The following is a 16,295-nucleotide window of genomic DNA, read 5'->3' on the forward strand; positions in this document are numbered from 1 at the left end:
CCTAGTACCAGGTTCTAATACCAGAATCAATTTTTTTGGAAAAAAATAAATTTTATGAACATACGACAAAAAGAAAGAGCCTGCGGTCAGACTCTTTCTTTTTGCTGCTAAAGACTTTGAAGTTGGAGTTCCAACACTGTATAAGTAGCTTCCTGCCCGTTTACGAGCAATGCAATCCGGTGCGTTCCCGGATAATGACGGCGAGTTGTCAAATCTGAAAACCGGTGTGTGCGCGTACCTGTAAGACGTGTTCCTCCGGGAACGGTTTTGTCAGAGAGCAAAAACAATTTACGTGAAACTTGTCCTCTCGCTTTCACAAAATCGATGCCGTATTCGATACGGACCCGCACCGGTTCACCTTCTCGAAGCTGAATAGAATAGCTCAACTCGCAGCTATCGCCGAGCTTCAACACGGCTGTGTCCGTGGCAAAAGAGGCTTGCGTGACCAATGAGACCCCATCCATTTCATCAGCATAGCCGAACAATGCCATCACCTCGGGGACGGATTTGCGAATCAAAGTCCGGCAGCCGTGACGCACAATCCAGTCCGTATAAGGGTGTGTGCCTTTCCACCGCCTAGCCGTAGCTATAATCGTATCAGGATGGTCCTTGGCGATGTCATTCAGGTTATTGGCTACACTTTTACGTACATACAGTGACGGATCGGCTTTTAGTAATTCCAATACGTTCAATACTGGAGCGGGATCGTGTTTAAACATGAGCAGTGCCTGCCCCCAAGGTAATCTTGGACGGCATCCTTCACTCGCAAGACGACGGACGTACTCGCTTTGGTGTCCTGCCCAAGCCGTCATCTGCCGCATCATTCTTTCCGGTTCACGGAGCAGAAAGGGTCTCACGGCAAACTCTGCAGAGGATTTTGATGTAAAACGCTCCAGTGCCTTCATGGAAAGGTCCCAATGCTCTTCTCCCTGCCCATACACCTCTACAAAATCGGGGAAAAATAAGTACGGAAACCCGCTGCAATGCTCATCTATCGCAAACAGGATATCCAAGGCTTCTTCATAACGGCTGGGCAAAAATGCTCCCAATGTTAACGAAATACGCCGCATTCGTTCTTTTAGCTCCAGCTCGTCCCATTTTTCATCCATAACTTGACGGATAAACCCGTTGGTATCAAACGAGCTATAAGCAGTTTGCACTCTTTCACCGAAAAGGCGAAGAAAATCCTCTGTGTATATATTTTTTAAAGGCTCAGCCATTCTGTAACTCCTTTGCATGCGTATGTAAACTGTGAATGATATCTTCTATTATGATAACCACAAACCGTAACGCAACACCAGCACCAAAATGAAGTACATCATTATAACTGAACAATACAAACTTTATTTTATCCAAACCCCTTTCGGCAAACGAATCGGCTTCGTTCGTTCCCGGTGATCGGGTCTAATTTCGGTTAGCTGTCTCTGCTTCATTTTTTTCACGAATGTAGGCATCAAATAATTCAGGATTCACTACTTTACGCAGTAAATGCATCGTCCCATCCCCTGTTCCACGGTCAAAAGCATGAATACGTTTATATCCCCAGCGCTCGTACATAGATAGCAGATATGGATGCTTCTCCGCTGTCGCCAGTGTCACCGCAGGGGCACCCACCTGATTGCGAATAATCGCCTGCTCTACCCAGTTTAGCAGTTTTCTCCCATATCCTTTACCCTGTGCAGCCGGGTCTACGGCGAACCACATCACAAATGGTAAATCGGTTATAAAATCAAGAGCTCTATTTTTCAGATGGCTAACCGTAGCCTGGATGACGCCATCCACTTCCAGCACATAGCAATCATTATTTTTAATGTTTTCCTGAATAAGAGCAACATTTACCTGAGCGGCAGGCCACTGAAGTCCCAGCTGCCGAATCGTTTCGTATGCCTCATACGTCACATACTGCAATCTCTCGGCGTCCTTCTGTTGTGCTAGACGATAGATTTCGCTCATATTAACCCGCCTCTCTATATTGTCATTTATAACGTGGTAAGTCGCTCAAGTGAATTAATCCCATCTATTTAATAAGATATAAAGAATAATATTACTGTAGCATGCTTACTATCACAGCGACTAATTAATTTTTTCTATAACTACATTTAAAATAACAATAATCTTGTAACACAGTCATTAAAAAAGCCGAGAGCGATACACCCGCTATTCGGGGTAACGCTTTCGGCTTATAGCTTATATACACGGATTCGGCTATGGCAGCCGATAGAACGCGAACGGCTCGCCACTGCGGAAGGAAAGGCTGGCTTGTTCCAGCTTGTCCAGCGTTGGTGCATCCAGATGAATGGAAACACTGTGCAGATTATGCTGCACCTGCTCTACCTGGGTGGCTCCTACAATAACGGTAGAAACAGCAGGTCTGCTTATCAGCCAGGCCAATGACAGCGCCGTGGGGGAAGTGCCCAACTCTTCAGCGATTTCATTTACTTGGTTGCCGAGTTCAATTCGCTCGGGGGTAAGGAAGCGGCTGAAGTTTGGATCGGTTTCGACTCTGGAGCCAGCAGGTACGGCACCACCCCCGGCATATTTGCCGGTGAGAATACCACCGGCAAGCGGGAAGTAGGGAATGATTCCGACTCCTTGATCGAGGCAGAGCGGAAGTAACTCTTTCTCTGGCGTACGGTCGGCGAGGGAGTAGCTGCACTGAATCGAGACGTACTTGACCAGATTCTGCGCTTCGCTAATCCCGAGCGCCTTCATCATTTCCCAGGCCGCGTAATTGGAAGCACCGATATAACGCACTTTACCTGCGGAGATCATATTGTCAAGCGTGCGTAGCGTTTCCTCCAGCGGGGTGTAGGGATCAAATGTGTGAATCTGGTACAGATCAACATAATCCGTCTTCAAACGGCGCAGGCTGCCCTCAAGCTCCTGCATCAGGTGATGGCGGGAAGATCCGCTCCCTCCCGGTCCTTCGTGTTTCGGTAGGCCCGCTTTGGTGGCAAGAACGACAGATTGCCGTCTACCTTCCAACGCTAGCCCGATGATTCTTTCCGATTCCGAACCAGCGTAAATATTGGCGGTATCCATAAAATTAATTCCCTGGTCGAGCGCAGCATGGATGATATCCATCGAAGTCTGCTGATCCGCTCTCTTGCCGAAAGAATTGGTGCCGAGGCCAAGTGCGGACACCTGAAGCCCACTGTTTCCCAAACGATTATATTTCACGTTGTTCATCAGTCCTCTTCCTGTGGTAAATTGTATCTTGGCGGTAAATGGCATCGATACTCTTTGGGAAGCTGGCTGTACAAGTTTAAATAAAACTTGTACAGTCTGTATTATTCTGCAGGGACTGTAAAGCTGCGTTTGGCAAACTCGCTGTCCAGCATATAAAAAGCGTTGCTGTCTCTTTCAATGCGCTTAAGCTTTTGGATAACACTGTCGAACAGGGCTTCCTCTTCCACTTGCTCATCAATAAACCATTTCAGGAAATGGATTGTCGCATGCTCACGCTCGTCTAGAGCCAGATCAGCCAAATGGTAAAATTTCTGTGTGTTTTGCTGCTCATGCTTGTAGCCGTGCTCAAATACGTCCAGCATGGAAGCATAGCTATTGTTTGGCTCCGGTAATGCTGCCAAAGTAGCGCGTCCTCTGCGGTCATTAATATATTTGTACAGCTTCATCGCATGAAAACGTTCCTCCTCCGCTTGTACCAGGAAGAAGTTCGCGAACCCATCCAGACTTTCACTGGAGCAATAAGCAGCCATCGCCAGATACACATGAGCGGAGTAAAATTCAAAGTTCATTTGCTCATTCAGAGCCTGTGCCAATTTGTCATTCATGTCTCAGGTCACCTCGGTCATGTATATAATATGTAACGTTCCTAGTGTACCACGAATCCAACCACAAAAAAACGGGCGGAATATGAGCTCAATTCCCTCTCTCACTCCACCCGTCTCACTCCAATTAGTTTAAACTCAAGGCTCCAGACCCCAGACACGCTTGTCGTTTACGTATAGAGGTGTCTTATCCCAATCCGTATATGATGTCTTGGTTGCATCATAGGAAAAATCATCACTTTCGTTATAATTGCTCCAGTCCGTTTTGTTCATGCGAATCTGAATATCCCCTGTATTTGCCCCTGCTGCCAGACTTCCCGCACCAGCTCCAAAGGAAATTTCCAGATAATAATCTGCGCCCGTAACCGCCTTATCCAGTTTGACAAAGCGTCCCTGGACATTGTCGCTACCCAGCTGTGCATAGTCACAATGGAATTCCTGTGATTTATCACCATCTACAGTAAGGTAGTACCGCAGCTTGACATTTTTCAGATCAACTGCTTCTTTCCCCTTGTTGACCACACGGAACAGCGGACGTATCTGATTATCTCCCGGGTTCGTATCACCCACACGGTATTGGGCAATTACATCGCCCGTTGCCGGCATCGGCGCTGCTGTCGGCTTGGCGCTGACCTCGGCAGAATCCGGGCTGGTTCCTAAAGAATTAGTTGCACTTGCTACATAATAATAAGTGGTTTCATTCACCACCCCTGTATCTTTGTAAGTGCTGTCTGTTACCGTTGCTACAGTCGTATAAGGTCCCCCACTGGTTGTTGACCGCTTAACTGTGTAGCTATCCACGCCCGTTGCTTTGCTCCAGGTCAGTGTAACCTGAGCATCCCCCGCACTTGCCTTCACATTCGCGGGTGCTTTGGGAGCTGTCGGCTCGGCTGGTCCGCTGCCGTTAATGAGACGGTCATATTCAGCATAAGCTGTCGCCATATCAACTTGGGACCAGAAACGATGATACGTAAATTCTGGAGCGCCCTTATCCCATTTTTTCGTCTGATTATTCCAGGATGTCGTGTATTTATCCTTCAAATAAGACCATTGCGGGTCCTTCGTAATGTTAGGCCGAATATCGGTATAGCTGGAATATGTGCCGTTTCCACCCTTAGACGGGTCAGAAGCAGTCGCGTCTGTACCTGGGATGGTGTTGCCTTGCCCCGTTTTACCACTCCAGCCGTTCGGAATATACACTTCTTTTGTGAAATAGCGATAATAATCCTCGCGTGCTTCCTTTGTAGTAATACCTACGCCATCGTTATAGCCCCATGCAGCATCAAGCAAAGCTTTGGACAAATCCTTGGCTTCCTTGCCCAGTTCGGTGTAGTCGCCTTTTTCAGCCTTCGTGCCAGCAGCAAAGAAAGTAAGCGCTTTAACATAACTGCCCAGTACTCCGGCATCCTGTCCCGGGTTCTTTGTTACGACATGGAGATTCGCATTCCCTTTATGATTGGCAAAGCCGGTCCAGGTTTCTGGCTTCCCGCTCCATTCCAGATTGCCTGGCACCCAGAACTCGCCTTTAGCCGCTTTAGTGGCTACCTTCGGATTTTTACCACCCAGAATGCGCTTGCCTTGAGCGTCCAAATAGTATCCCTGCGCGTCTGTCACAGGACGTTCATTGGCAAATACATAGCTCTTGGACCACGCTACCCAGTTTTCAATCACTTGCTTAGCCATTTTAAACTGATCGGACGAAGTATCGCCCTTCTGGGCTAAAATGTAGTATAGCTCAGCAATCCGCTCGACCGGCCAAGCCTGCATTCCGAACCAGTTGTTGGACGGTGGATCTTGGTATACAGGAGCACCTGTATAAGCCATTCCATAGAAGGTGCTTGTGCCAGACGGATACGCCTTGTAGGCACCATCCCAGCTATTCGTTGCTCCACCTGCAATGGCTCCCTCATCGGATTGCAACCAGGTATAAAATTCCAGTTGGCGCTTCAGCGAGGTTGCCCAATCCTGTCCTGCCGTTGGTGAATTGGGTATTAATCCGCCATCCTTATCGGATAACGCGTAAGCAGCAACGACATTTTGATAGCCCTGGTGCGCATGGCTTGCGCCAATCCGCCAAGCCCAGTTGCCGCTTTGGCCCAGTCCGCCGCCCCATGCCGTATACCATGCCATCAGATAATGGCTGGCGTCCTTGCCGGAACCAGCGCTTGGAGCCCCATTGGAAGCGCTTCCGATTTTTTGGAAGTATTTATCGTACATACCGTAGCGTAAGTAGTCTCCCATCTTTTTCGCTTTATCCAAATATACCGGGTTGTCATATCCCAGTTCTTTTGCCCAGTACATGGCTTGAACCGCCCGTGCGTCCGCATCGGTCGCATTCGTATAGCGCCATTGCTGTGCAGGAGCATTATTCTCCTTGGTGAACAGGCTCATGAAGCCTTCATTAGGTTTACCAAATTTTTGATTATCCTGCGATGGATGCGGGACGGCTTCCCAAACCGATTCCTGTTCTCCGCGTTGGAAGGTGTTCACATAGGTGGCCGTGTGCGACGGATTCAGCAGGTTGCCAAAACCGTACCAATTATCCACGTCCAGCAGCCAATGCATCAGATAGGTCTGATTGTTGCCATAGGTTGCCTTCAACTCTGCATCCAGCGGGTCCTTGCCACCACTGTACTGACCACTCAGACGGCTTGGGTATTGATCCGGCTGCGGATACTCAGCGGCATAGGTGGCGGGGCTGTTGGGGTTATAGTTACTCATCGTAGGCTGTTCTTCCTTGCCATCCCCTTCATTAACTGGAATAATGTATTTCTCCATGTTGTCCCAAGCGGATTCTAAGTGCTCCCAATCCCCGGTATAATGACCATACAGCACTTCTAGCCACATCCAGTAGCTATAGGCTTCCGAGGTCGTTAAATGCCCGTAGTCCGGCGCCTCACTCATGAGTGTTTCAACGGAATGATAAGGAATGCCTTCCTTTGAAAAATATCCGCTGGCCGGGTCCTTCAGTTGTTTATACAATTGAAGGAAGCGTGTCGATTCCGGTGTTGCAGCCGATGCACGATCAGGCTCGGCCTGAAATATGCCCAAGGTTAGCGGAAGCACCAAAATGGCTGACATGACCATAGAGACAGATTTCCTTAACACAGATTTTCTTCTGATCACTTTTGCATTCATCCTCTCCATTATCAATTTTGGCCCTACACAAGATTTTGTTCCGAAAAACGACAGCACAAAAAGACAGCACCATCACCTCACTTTCTTCCGTAAAAAGGTGGAGGACGCGCTGTCCATGGCTCCAAATGCTTCACATTGGCCCTAGGAAAAATATAACATATTAGCTCTCAAATGAGAGTCGAAAAATTCAATATGTTTGGAGTTTAACTAGGAAATTGACGAAATCGGTTCAAATCGGTACTATTTCACAAGGAGGGTTAAAACATGAAAATTTTGCTGTTGCTTGGTTGTATCATCATGTTTTTAGCTGTAGCTCTCGGTGCGTTTGGGGCTCATGCTTTGAAAAAGAGACTTTCCGCAGACATGATGAGTATATTCCAGACGGGCATTCAATATCAGATCGCTCATGGACTGGGTCTGCTTCTACTTGGAGCGATTGCAGGGAATTTTGTTCATTCCGCTCTCATTGTAACCGCAGGCTGGGTTATGCTGGTGGGCATTCTCCTGTTCTCCGGCAGTCTGTATGCACTTAGCTTGTCTGGCGTCAAAAAGCTTGGAGCGATCACCCCGTTTGGCGGGCTTGCTTTTTTGGCAAGTTGGGTGCTTGTCATCGTGGCGGTTATGCAAGGCTAAGCCCTGCCAAACACAAGAGACTTGGAAAAGTAGGCGCTTCCAAGTCTCTTGAACAGTTTCCGTAATAGGAAGGAGAGTATTACTTCGTCTGTACTTCCTGCGTTTTCTGAGTCGTTAACCGATGGCCTTCGATATAGCGTTTGGATTCGGCCATTTGATGTTCTTGTGCAGCTTCCATAATGATGTGAACCCCCGGCTTATACTGCTCCAGCAGTTCCATATAGAGGCCGTAGTTCATGTCACCAAACCCCGGCGGTACCGTTTCGATCTCACCTGACGATGATAACCGACGGTCTTTGGCGTGTGCTGCGATAATCCGAGGTCCCAGCAGTCGGAAAGCTTCGCGAATGATCTCATCCTGCTGTGCCAGGTTTTCCGTCTTCAGCAGATTCCCCGGATCAATGACAACACCGATCTGTGACGAAGGTACTTCCTCCAGCAAGGCTGCCAGTTCTGCAGCTGTTCCGACCAAATGATCGTTAGCGGCTTCCAATCCTACGAATACGCCCCACTTTTCCGCTTCATCTGCCAATTCACGCACAACCTCTTTGACAACTCTCCAGTCACGTTCCGTATATGCGCTGCCATCCTCATTGCGTCCGACTTCCGCTGCGACGATGGGTGCTCCTAACAGACTCGCGTATCGAATCAGCTCTTTGAAGCGCTCTACATTTTCACGCAACAATTCCTCATCCTGTACAAAAAAATGCAGATAGCACCCGAGCACCGATATGCATACTCCATGCTTGCGAAACTCTTCTGCGATAGACAATGCCAATCCTGGGCTAAACTTGCCCGGTTTATTAAAATCCACATCACTGATCGCTCTCCACGGAGCCAGCTGAACATGGGTAAAGCCCGCTGCGCCTACCTTGGCAGCCAACTCTCGATATGGCAACTTGCCAAATAAATGTGCCAATACACCTACAGTCACAGAAATCACCTCTTCTTTTTAATGTTGTATTCTGTTTGCTACTGCACTACGTTCCAAATTCTCATTGATGATATGTGTAATTCGTTCCATTTCATCATGAATAAAAAAGTGTCCTCCGTCAAAGGTGAAAATACGGAATTCCTGATCCGTATGCTGCGCCCATGCCTCCGCATCCTGCAAGGTCATCGTGTTATCGGCCAGTCCCGTCAAAGCGGTAATCGGGCAATGTAAAGGCACGGGTTTGGCTGTGAACTTATACGTCTCGACGGCTTTGAAATCTGCTCTTAACACCGGCATAAAATAGTCGTACAATTCCCGATTATCAAAAATGGCCTCAGAAAGCTGCCCGTACCGCTGCAAATGCGTCCTGAACTGATCTGCTGGCAGATCATGTGACCACGGGAAATTTCTTGGGACATGCGGTGCTCGTCCACCGGAAACAAATAAATGAGCAGGCTCGCCATATCCGCCAGCCACCAGCTTGTAGTACAACTCGAAGGCAATCATCGTCCCCATACTGTGACCATATATGGCATAAGGGTCGCCGTGGGCTATCTCTTGCCCGATCTTATGCAGTAGATCATCGCTTATCTCCTCGATGCTATCCTTTAGCGGTTCTCCGGAACGAACCCCTCTGCCCGCCAGTTCCAGTGGAACAAGCTTAATCTGTGGCAACAACAGCTTTTTCCATTTGAAGCTGACTGACGCCGATCCACCTGCATATGGAATGAAAAACAATGTAATAGGTGCCATTTTGCAACCTCCCGCCTTACTGAATCCTAACTTTTTCATTTTAGCATAAAAAGGGATATTTACCCATTTCAAATATTTTGCAAATTCCAGAAAAAGGGTTGGGGAAATCAAGTACCTTTTGCTTTAGGCAGGAAATGTCTTTTTTCAGGAAGAACAGCTTTATGTTTGAATATAATCAAGTGTTGGGTCTTATTTTTCAATTCGAGAGGAGTTCTACGCATGAAGTACGGTTTCTTTGATGATTCCCATCAAGAATATGTCATCCACACCCCTCAAACCCCCTATCCCTGGATTAATTATTTAGGCAACGAACGATTTTTTGGACTGATCTCCAATACAGCTGGCGGCTATGCATTTTACCGGGATGCTCGCTTGCGTCGGTTAACACGGTATCGATACAACAATATCCCTGTCGATAATGGCGGGCTACGCAACTGGCTTTTGTGCCGTTATCCTTTGACGGTGAAGTACATCAAGTCAAGCTTCAGAACACTGCTTCACAGACTAAAAAGATCAAACTCTTCTCTTTTGTAGAATTTTGCCTGTGGAACGCCTATGACGATATGACCAACTTTCAGCGCAACCTGAGCACAGGCGAGGTCGAAATACAGGGCTCTGTCATTTATCATAAAACGGAATACCGTGAGCGCCGCAATCACTATGCTTTTTTCTCTGCAAATTGTCCGCTGGCAGGATTCGATACAGACCGTGAAGCTTTTCTGGGACTCTATAACGGTCTGGATCAACCTCAGACGGTCATCGCGGGGCAGGCCTCCAACTCTATTGCCAGCGGCTGGTCCCCCATTGGGTCACATTGTATCGAGGTGATACTGGAGCCGGGCGAGGAAACCAGTTATAACTTTATACTCGGTTATGTGGAAAATCCGGAGGATGAAAAATGGGAGTCCCCTGGAGTCATTAACAAAAAACAGGCCCATGCCATGATTGCGCAATTTGCGAATGAATCCGATGTAGAACGAGCCTTGAGCGAGCTGCGAGCCTATTGGAACAACCTCCTGTCCAAATACACCGTTCAAACCCACGATGATAAACTGAATCGAATGGTAAACATATGGAACCCGTATCAATGTATGGTTACGTTCAATATGTCACGCTCCGCTTCGTATTTCGAATCCGGAATCGGACGTGGTATGGGCTTTCGGGATTCAAATCAGGATTTGCTTGGCTTCGTTCACCAAATACCAGAGCGGGCACGCGAACGGATTATTGATATCGCCTCTACTCAATTTGAAAACGGCGGAGCTTATCATCAGTATCAGCCTCTAACCAAAAAAGGAAATCACGAGGTTGGCGGCGGCTTTAACGACGATCCGTTATGGCTTATTGTCGGTACTGCAGCATACATCAAAGAAACAGGAGACTTTGATATATTGGACGAACAGGTACCTTTCGACGGGAATGCAGATCATACTGCAACGCTATTTGAGCATTTGAAGCGATCTTTTTACCATGTTGTGGGCAATCTCGGCCCGCATGGTCTTCCACTCATTGGCCGGGCTGATTGGAATGATTGTCTAAATCTAAACTGTTTCTCCTCTACACCGGATGAGTCCTATCAGACGACACAAAATTTGGAGGGCCGCATAGCCGAGTCGGTGTTCATCGCCGGACTATTTGTATACACAGGACCAGAGTTCGTTGAGCTTTGCAAGCGCAGAGGGTTGGATAACGAAGCAGCAACAGCTCAAGCACATGTGGATCGAATGCGGACATCCACTTTGGAGCATGGTTTTGACGGAGAATGGTTCTTACGTGCTTACGACCACCATGGACATAAAATAGGCAGTACGGATTGTGAGGAAGGCCAAATTTTCATTGAACCTCAGGGCTTCTGTGTCATGGCAGGAATTGGCGTCGAGGAAGGTCTGGCCCAAAAAGCTCTCGATTCCACACATGCTCGGCTGGAAACTCCCTGTGGTATTGTACTGCAAAATCCGCCTTATTCCCGCTACTACATCAATCTAGGCGAAATCTCTTCTTACCCGCCGGGATATAAGGAAAATGCCGGGATTTTCTGTCACAACAACCCGTGGATCATGATGGCAGAGGCTGTCATTGGGCGTGGAGATCGTGCTTTTGAGCTGTATAGCAAAATTGCTCCGGCCTATCTGGAGGACATCAGCGACATTCATCGCACTGAGCCGTATGTATACGCACAAATGATTGCAGGCAAAGATGCAGTTCGTGAAGGAGAAGCCAAAAATTCTTGGCTGACAGGTACAGCGGCCTGGAATTTTATAGCCATTACCCAATCCATACTTGGTATCCAACCGGAATGGAATGGTCTGCGCATTGATCCATGCATTCCTAAGGGGTGGGATGGATATACGGTCACCCGCGTCTTTCGCGGCGATACCTACGTGATTCATATCATGAATCCACAGCATGTATCCAAGGGCGTAGCTGCAATCACTGTAGACGGTACTGTCCTTATGGATCATATTTTGCCGGTTGCAGGGGACGGTGCTGTCCATCAGGTAAAAGTGTTGCTGGGATGACAAGTGCGTGACCCTCTAAAAAATTAGCTTCAACTTCATCACATAGTATCTTATAATACGAGAATGGCTAAAGATACATTAAGTGTGGTGACATCATGAACAAGACAAAACGGGATACTCAAACAATGGATTATATTACAAAGCAAGGCCGCTGGGTACGCAAAATGCTATTGCTTTACTGGATGATTATAGCAGTACATTTCATTGCCCAGCTAGGCAGTTATTTATTTCTCGATTATTCTGCTACACCTTATGAATTTTACGTGAGAATCCTTATTGTTCCCACGCTAATCATGTGTGGTTCCAACTTTCTTGCAGAGCTGGCTCATCATAAATGCAACAGGTTTTCTTTCGTGATCCTGTTTATAGCAAGTACAGTTATTTGCTGGATCATTATTCGTTTAAACTATGATATCCGGATTATTACTGCATTGTGCTTGTTGCCTATTTTCTCATCCATCCTGTTTTTCAATCGTCGCCTGATATGGCTTTCTTTTGTCTTACAAGTTGTGGTCTTTTTTTCCTTACTGGCAATTGATGGCTCCTTCCGTACCTACTTGTCGGACTTTGACATCGTAGCCATTCCGGCTTTTTTGACGATGTCCACCTTTCTTGCACTTATAATTCAGGCCAGTGGCCGTGATCTGCTAGTGGATTTGCATAAAACACAGCATGCCCAGCAGGAGCTAATGATCAGCAACGCGATTATAAGCAAAATGTCAATGACTGATGGACTGACGAAGCTATATAATCATATATCGTTTCAAACTTTTTATGAGAAAGCACTTGAATATGCTGAACAAGGTGCTATCATCCATTTAGCGGTAGTAGATATTGATAATTTCAAGAAAATTAATGACACTTACGGACATCAGTTTGGAGATAAAATTTTGGAGAGCATCTCGCAAATCATTACAGAACAGATTACAGCCAATGACATTCCAGCCCGATATGGCGGTGAGGAATTTGCTATTCTAATGTTCGAGCATACTTTTGAGGAAGCTTATCAGATTGTCGAGCGCATCCGTCGTGAAGTGGAGAAGATGACCTTTGTCGAGAAAATGCAAAGCGTTTCCGTGACCGTAAGCATCGGATTAAAAAGCTATTCGGAAGAAATGAACAAAGATACATTCTTTCAGGGAGCAGATGACAATCTGTATCAAGCCAAGCGTTCTGGAAAAAATAAGATTGTTGCTGAGCTTAACCATATCGCTTAAAGTAAAAAAATAATTCATTTGATGAGACTCCGGTATGAGCTTGCCGGAGTTTTTTTGTATGTAGTGTTTAAAAATTTATAGAGTTGACAATCTTATTAGTTGAAACTAAAATGATTACATATATATTGGTAATTTACTTACAAAAAATTAGTTTTAAGGAGATGTTTTTTATAATGTCAACACTCGTAATTGTCGTCCACCCTAATCTTGCGGAGTCTCGCATTAACAAAAGATGGGTGCAAGAGCTCAAGAAGCAACCCGGCGTAACGATTCACAACTTGTATGAAGTATACCCGGACGAGCAAATTAACGTCGCTCAGGAGCAGGAACTGTTGGAGCAGCATGACCGTATTGTTCTACAATTCCCTTTGTACTGGTATAGTACTCCTTCTCTGCTGAAAAAATGGCAGGATAAGGTTCTAACCTACGGCTGGGCCTATGGAAGTGAAGGCGGCAAGCTGCAGGGCAAAGAGCTGCTGATCGCCTTGTCTGCTGCCAGCGTTGAGGAAAATTATCAACATGACGGACGGAATAGATATACGATTGAAGAGTTGCTGAGACCTCTGGAAGCTACAGGCCATATGGTTGGTACCAAGTTGCTGCCTTATTTCGTACAATATGGTGCCGCGGTTCTGACCGATGAGCAGCTCGAGCAATCCGCGCAGAAATACGCACAAACAGTTATTTCTTAATTTTTACGTTAAAATCCCCTTGGACGTAGTTGACATGTTCTGCTTCTTAGCAGACAAACAGCTTCAGCCAAGGGGATTTACTAATCACTTTACAATGGTTTACAAAAAAATATTATAAAGTAACTAAGGTACTGGACACCTGAACCATACATTCTTTAATAATGTTGCAGCCTTTGCGCAAGTTTTCCAAACTTATTGTTAACGCAGGCATAATTTTAATGACGGTATCGTTACGTCCAGCCCGTTCAATAATAAGGCCATTTTTAAAGCAGAGAGTAGCTACTTCCTTGGCGAATGCTTCTCCCAGGTGTGATACATCAATCCCCCAGATCAGACCCAAGCCGCGAATTGCGATGAGAGGATCGATGGTTTGAATTTGTTCACGCAAAAAGTGCTGGACAAAAGCCTCTTTTTCCTTCACCTGTGCTTCCAGCCCTACCGTATCCCTAAACTCCAGCGCTGCCTTTGCAGCGACAAAAGCAAGTTGATTTCCACGGAAGGTGCCATTGTGCTCACCAGGACTCCATATATCCAATTCCGACTTGAGCAGCAAAAGAGACATCGGCAGTCCGTATCCGCTGATCGACTTGGACAAAATAACCATATCAGGAACGATACCTGCGCGCTCAAACGAGAAGAACGAGCCAACTCGACCGCAGCCGACCTGTATATCGTCAATAATCAGTAAAATATCATGATCATCGCACAGCTGCCGCAAATCACGCAACCATTCGGTATCTGCAATGTTAATACCGCCTTCAGCTTGTACCGTTTCCAGAATGATCGCAGCTGGCTTTTCTACCCCGGAATGGGTATCCGTTAAAAGCTGCTCCATATACAAAATGGTATCCATTCCATTAAACGTACTGTTAAAAGGAATAAAGGTGACGTTATCCAAAGATACACCGGCGCTCTCACGCATGGAATTGTTACTGGTAACAGACAAACTGCCAAGCGACATGCCATGGAACGCGCCCATAAAAGCAAAAATACCATTTCTTTTTTTGACCTTGCGTGCAAGCTTCAGTGCTGCCTCCACTGCATTGGTTCCCGTTGGTCCGCAAAATTGCAGCTTATAATTCAAGCCCTTAGGCTGGAGAATACGCTCGGAAAAGGACTCCATAAACTCTTGCTTCGCCGTCGTATACATGTCCAGACCGTGCATGATCCGATCGGAGGTTAAATAATCCAAAATCCGATTTTTCATAAAATCGTTGTTGTGCCCGTAGTTCAAGGCCCCTGCTCCAGCAAAAAAGTCGATATATCCCTCTCCAGCCTCCGTGTACATCACATCGTTTTTGGCTTTGTTGAAAACAACCGGAAAGCTTCTGCAATACGATCTTACATTGGACTCAAGTGCTTCGAATGTGTTCATTGATTTCTCGTCCTCCCGCTGACCTGATTTGGAAAAAATACAAGCATGGTAAGCAAAAAATGTAAATATGTAATCTAAAAAGAGAAGACAGTCTGAATCGCAATGGGGCTGCCACACCAAAGAATGCATAAGTACGATCACGGAAACGTTTAGAGTTCGAAAAATAAAATATAGATTAGCATGTTGAGAGTAGATTACATTCAAAAGATGAGTGGTGGGGTTTTCTAAGGGGCCTATCAGTGGATGTCACTCCTATGTAATAAAATACCATGAATTTTTTTGAAGTCAATGCATGTTTCTGGTGTGATTTGTTAATTTTTTGTAATTGAGGTCGATAGACTTGCAGTATATTGTTAAAACCATTCGAAAATTGTCGTATTATGGATACAAATCTCGAAAATAGTACATTTCCATATCAAATAGATATAAATTCGAGTTTCTTGACTATAAGGTTGCCACAACCTACCTGATCTTTTGACAGACTGTCCAAAGGAGTTTACTCTATTCAGAAAGAACGTGCCAAATTTAAAAAAGATAAGGAAACATCAATATGTCTAATGTTTTAATTATTGAAGATGATAATATGCTGGGCGACACTCTTTCCTTATATTTGACAGGAGAAGACTATAACGTAACCAGAGTGTCACAAGCGACTGAGGGGATTGCCCGGCTTGATATCGTACAGCCTGATATTATTTTGCTAGATCTGTTGCTTCCAGACCTAGACGGCGTGAATCCCTGCCCACTGATACGCAAGCATACGGATGTGCCAATCATCGTGATTTCTTCAGAAAACAACATCTCAGAGCGCATTCGTACACTTACGTTGGGAGCAGACGATTATATTTGCAAGCCTTTTAGTATGCAGGAGCTAAAGGCACGAATCGAGGCTCTTTTCCGACGTATTAAAATTACACGGCTACAGGGAAGAGGCCTTGCGCCTGAAGCCGAGCCTGACACGGACATAGTTTTGGATCTGGCTCGAAGAATGATTACCGTTAATGGGCAGATTGTGGAGATGACATTTTCGGAATTTGAGCTTATGAAGCTTTTTTATTTGAACCGGGGAATTGTATTCAGCAGATATGCCTTGATTCAAGCTCTTCGTGGCACAGACTCCTTTATTAATGAGAGGGCTGTAGACGTACATATCAACCATTTGCGCAGAAAAATCGAAAAAGACCCTAAAAATCCAAAATTGATCAGGACCATTTGGGGAATTGGTTATAAATTTATGCAGTAA

General features: G+C 46.0%; 12 protein-coding genes and 1 pseudogene. 5 read left to right on the top strand and 8 right to left on the bottom strand.

Features of this window, described 5'->3' with window-relative positions:
• Positions 1-107: 107 nt before the first annotated feature.
• From LCF57_RS07150 to LCF57_RS07170, 5 genes are all read right to left on the bottom strand, one after another.
• Positions 108-1,220 carry a DNA alkylation repair protein gene (locus tag LCF57_RS07150; RefSeq protein WP_226000091.1) on the bottom strand — a complete coding sequence of 371 codons (1,113 nt, stop codon included), beginning with the start codon at positions 1,218-1,220 and terminating at the stop codon, positions 108-110.
• A gap of 184 nt (positions 1,221-1,404) precedes the next feature.
• Positions 1,405-1,953 carry a GNAT family N-acetyltransferase gene (locus LCF57_RS07155; RefSeq protein ID WP_226000092.1) on the bottom strand — a complete coding sequence of 183 codons (549 nt, stop codon included), beginning with the start codon at positions 1,951-1,953 and terminating at the stop codon, positions 1,405-1,407.
• 252 nt (positions 1,954-2,205) lie between these two features.
• A complete protein-coding gene (locus LCF57_RS07160; protein WP_226000117.1) occupies positions 2,206-3,180 on the bottom strand; it encodes an aldo/keto reductase in 975 nt (324 codons plus the stop codon).
• A 110-nt stretch (positions 3,181-3,290) separates the two neighbouring features.
• The gene (locus LCF57_RS07165) at positions 3,291-3,794 is read right to left on the bottom strand and encodes a ferritin (protein ID WP_025717340.1); all 504 of its coding nucleotides are present in this window, start codon (positions 3,792-3,794) and stop codon (positions 3,291-3,293) included.
• A 135-nt stretch (positions 3,795-3,929) separates the two neighbouring features.
• A complete protein-coding gene (locus LCF57_RS07170; RefSeq protein WP_264083521.1) occupies positions 3,930-6,878 on the bottom strand; it encodes a glycoside hydrolase family 48 protein in 2,949 nt (982 codons plus the stop codon).
• Between the two features lie 315 nt (positions 6,879-7,193).
• Between LCF57_RS07170 and LCF57_RS07175 the strand changes: the two genes are divergently transcribed.
• Complete coding sequence (locus LCF57_RS07175) at positions 7,194-7,562, top strand: DUF423 domain-containing protein (protein WP_226000094.1); 369 nt, start codon at positions 7,194-7,196, stop codon at positions 7,560-7,562.
• Between the two features lie 79 nt (positions 7,563-7,641).
• Here LCF57_RS07175 and LCF57_RS07180 read toward each other — a convergent pair whose 3' ends face one another.
• Both LCF57_RS07180 and LCF57_RS07185 read right to left on the bottom strand, forming a co-directional pair.
• The gene (locus LCF57_RS07180; protein ID WP_226000095.1) at positions 7,642-8,496 is read right to left on the bottom strand and encodes a sugar phosphate isomerase/epimerase family protein; all 855 of its coding nucleotides are present in this window, start codon (positions 8,494-8,496) and stop codon (positions 7,642-7,644) included.
• Positions 8,497-8,514: 18 nt separating this feature from the next.
• Positions 8,515-9,249 carry a thioesterase II family protein gene (locus LCF57_RS07185; protein WP_226000096.1) on the bottom strand — a complete coding sequence of 245 codons (735 nt, stop codon included), beginning with the start codon at positions 9,247-9,249 and terminating at the stop codon, positions 8,515-8,517.
• Positions 9,250-9,468: 219 nt separating this feature from the next.
• Here LCF57_RS07185 and LCF57_RS07190 point away from each other — a divergent pair.
• The 3 genes and pseudogenes from LCF57_RS07190 (at position 9,469) to LCF57_RS07200 (ending at position 13,677) form a co-directional block, all read left to right on the top strand.
• Positions 9,469-11,768 (top strand): annotated as a pseudogene (locus LCF57_RS07190) (GH36-type glycosyl hydrolase domain-containing protein).
• A 95-nt stretch (positions 11,769-11,863) separates the two neighbouring features.
• Entirely contained in the window at positions 11,864-12,985 is a 1,122-nt protein-coding gene (locus LCF57_RS07195; RefSeq protein WP_226000097.1) for a GGDEF domain-containing protein, read from the top strand.
• Positions 12,986-13,158: 173 nt separating this feature from the next.
• Positions 13,159-13,677 carry an NAD(P)H-dependent oxidoreductase gene (locus tag LCF57_RS07200; protein WP_226000098.1) on the top strand — a complete coding sequence of 173 codons (519 nt, stop codon included), beginning with the start codon at positions 13,159-13,161 and terminating at the stop codon, positions 13,675-13,677.
• Between the two features lie 112 nt (positions 13,678-13,789).
• Here LCF57_RS07200 and ectB read toward each other — a convergent pair whose 3' ends face one another.
• Positions 13,790-15,052: a diaminobutyrate--2-oxoglutarate transaminase gene (gene ectB, locus LCF57_RS07205; protein WP_226000099.1), complete on the bottom strand. Its 1,263-nt coding sequence runs from the start codon at positions 15,050-15,052 to the stop codon at positions 13,790-13,792.
• A gap of 550 nt (positions 15,053-15,602) precedes the next feature.
• Between ectB and LCF57_RS07210 the strand changes: the two genes are divergently transcribed.
• Complete coding sequence (locus tag LCF57_RS07210; RefSeq protein WP_226000100.1) at positions 15,603-16,295, top strand: response regulator transcription factor; 693 nt, start codon at positions 15,603-15,605, stop codon at positions 16,293-16,295.

The sequence above is a fragment of the Paenibacillus sp. BJ-4 genome, from assembly GCF_020404765.1.
Taxonomy (GTDB): domain Bacteria; phylum Bacillota; class Bacilli; order Paenibacillales; family Paenibacillaceae; genus Paenibacillus.

What these genes read in the sequence shown, in the direction of transcription:
- LCF57_RS07150 (WP_226000091.1), bottom strand. Translation starts at nt 1,220, where the DNA reads ATGGCTGAGCCTTTAAAAAATATATACACAGAGGATTTTCTTCGCCTT.
- LCF57_RS07155 (WP_226000092.1), bottom strand. Translation starts at nt 1,953, where the DNA reads ATGAGCGAAATCTATCGTCTAGCACAACAGAAGGACGCCGAGAGATTG.
- LCF57_RS07165 (WP_025717340.1), bottom strand. Translation starts at nt 3,794, where the DNA reads ATGAATGACAAATTGGCACAGGCTCTGAATGAGCAAATGAACTTTGAA.
- LCF57_RS07170 (WP_264083521.1), bottom strand. Translation starts at nt 6,878, where the DNA reads ATGGTCATGTCAGCCATTTTGGTGCTTCCGCTAACCTTGGGCATATTT.
- LCF57_RS07175 (WP_226000094.1), top strand. Translation starts at nt 7,194, where the DNA reads ATGAAAATTTTGCTGTTGCTTGGTTGTATCATCATGTTTTTAGCTGTA.
- LCF57_RS07185 (WP_226000096.1), bottom strand. Translation starts at nt 9,249, where the DNA reads ATGGCACCTATTACATTGTTTTTCATTCCATATGCAGGTGGATCGGCG.
- LCF57_RS07195 (WP_226000097.1), top strand. Translation starts at nt 11,864, where the DNA reads ATGAACAAGACAAAACGGGATACTCAAACAATGGATTATATTACAAAG.
- LCF57_RS07200 (WP_226000098.1), top strand. Translation starts at nt 13,159, where the DNA reads ATGTCAACACTCGTAATTGTCGTCCACCCTAATCTTGCGGAGTCTCGC.
- ectB (WP_226000099.1), bottom strand. Translation starts at nt 15,052, where the DNA reads ATGAACACATTCGAAGCACTTGAGTCCAATGTAAGATCGTATTGCAGA.
- LCF57_RS07210 (WP_226000100.1), top strand. Translation starts at nt 15,603, where the DNA reads ATGTCTAATGTTTTAATTATTGAAGATGATAATATGCTGGGCGACACT.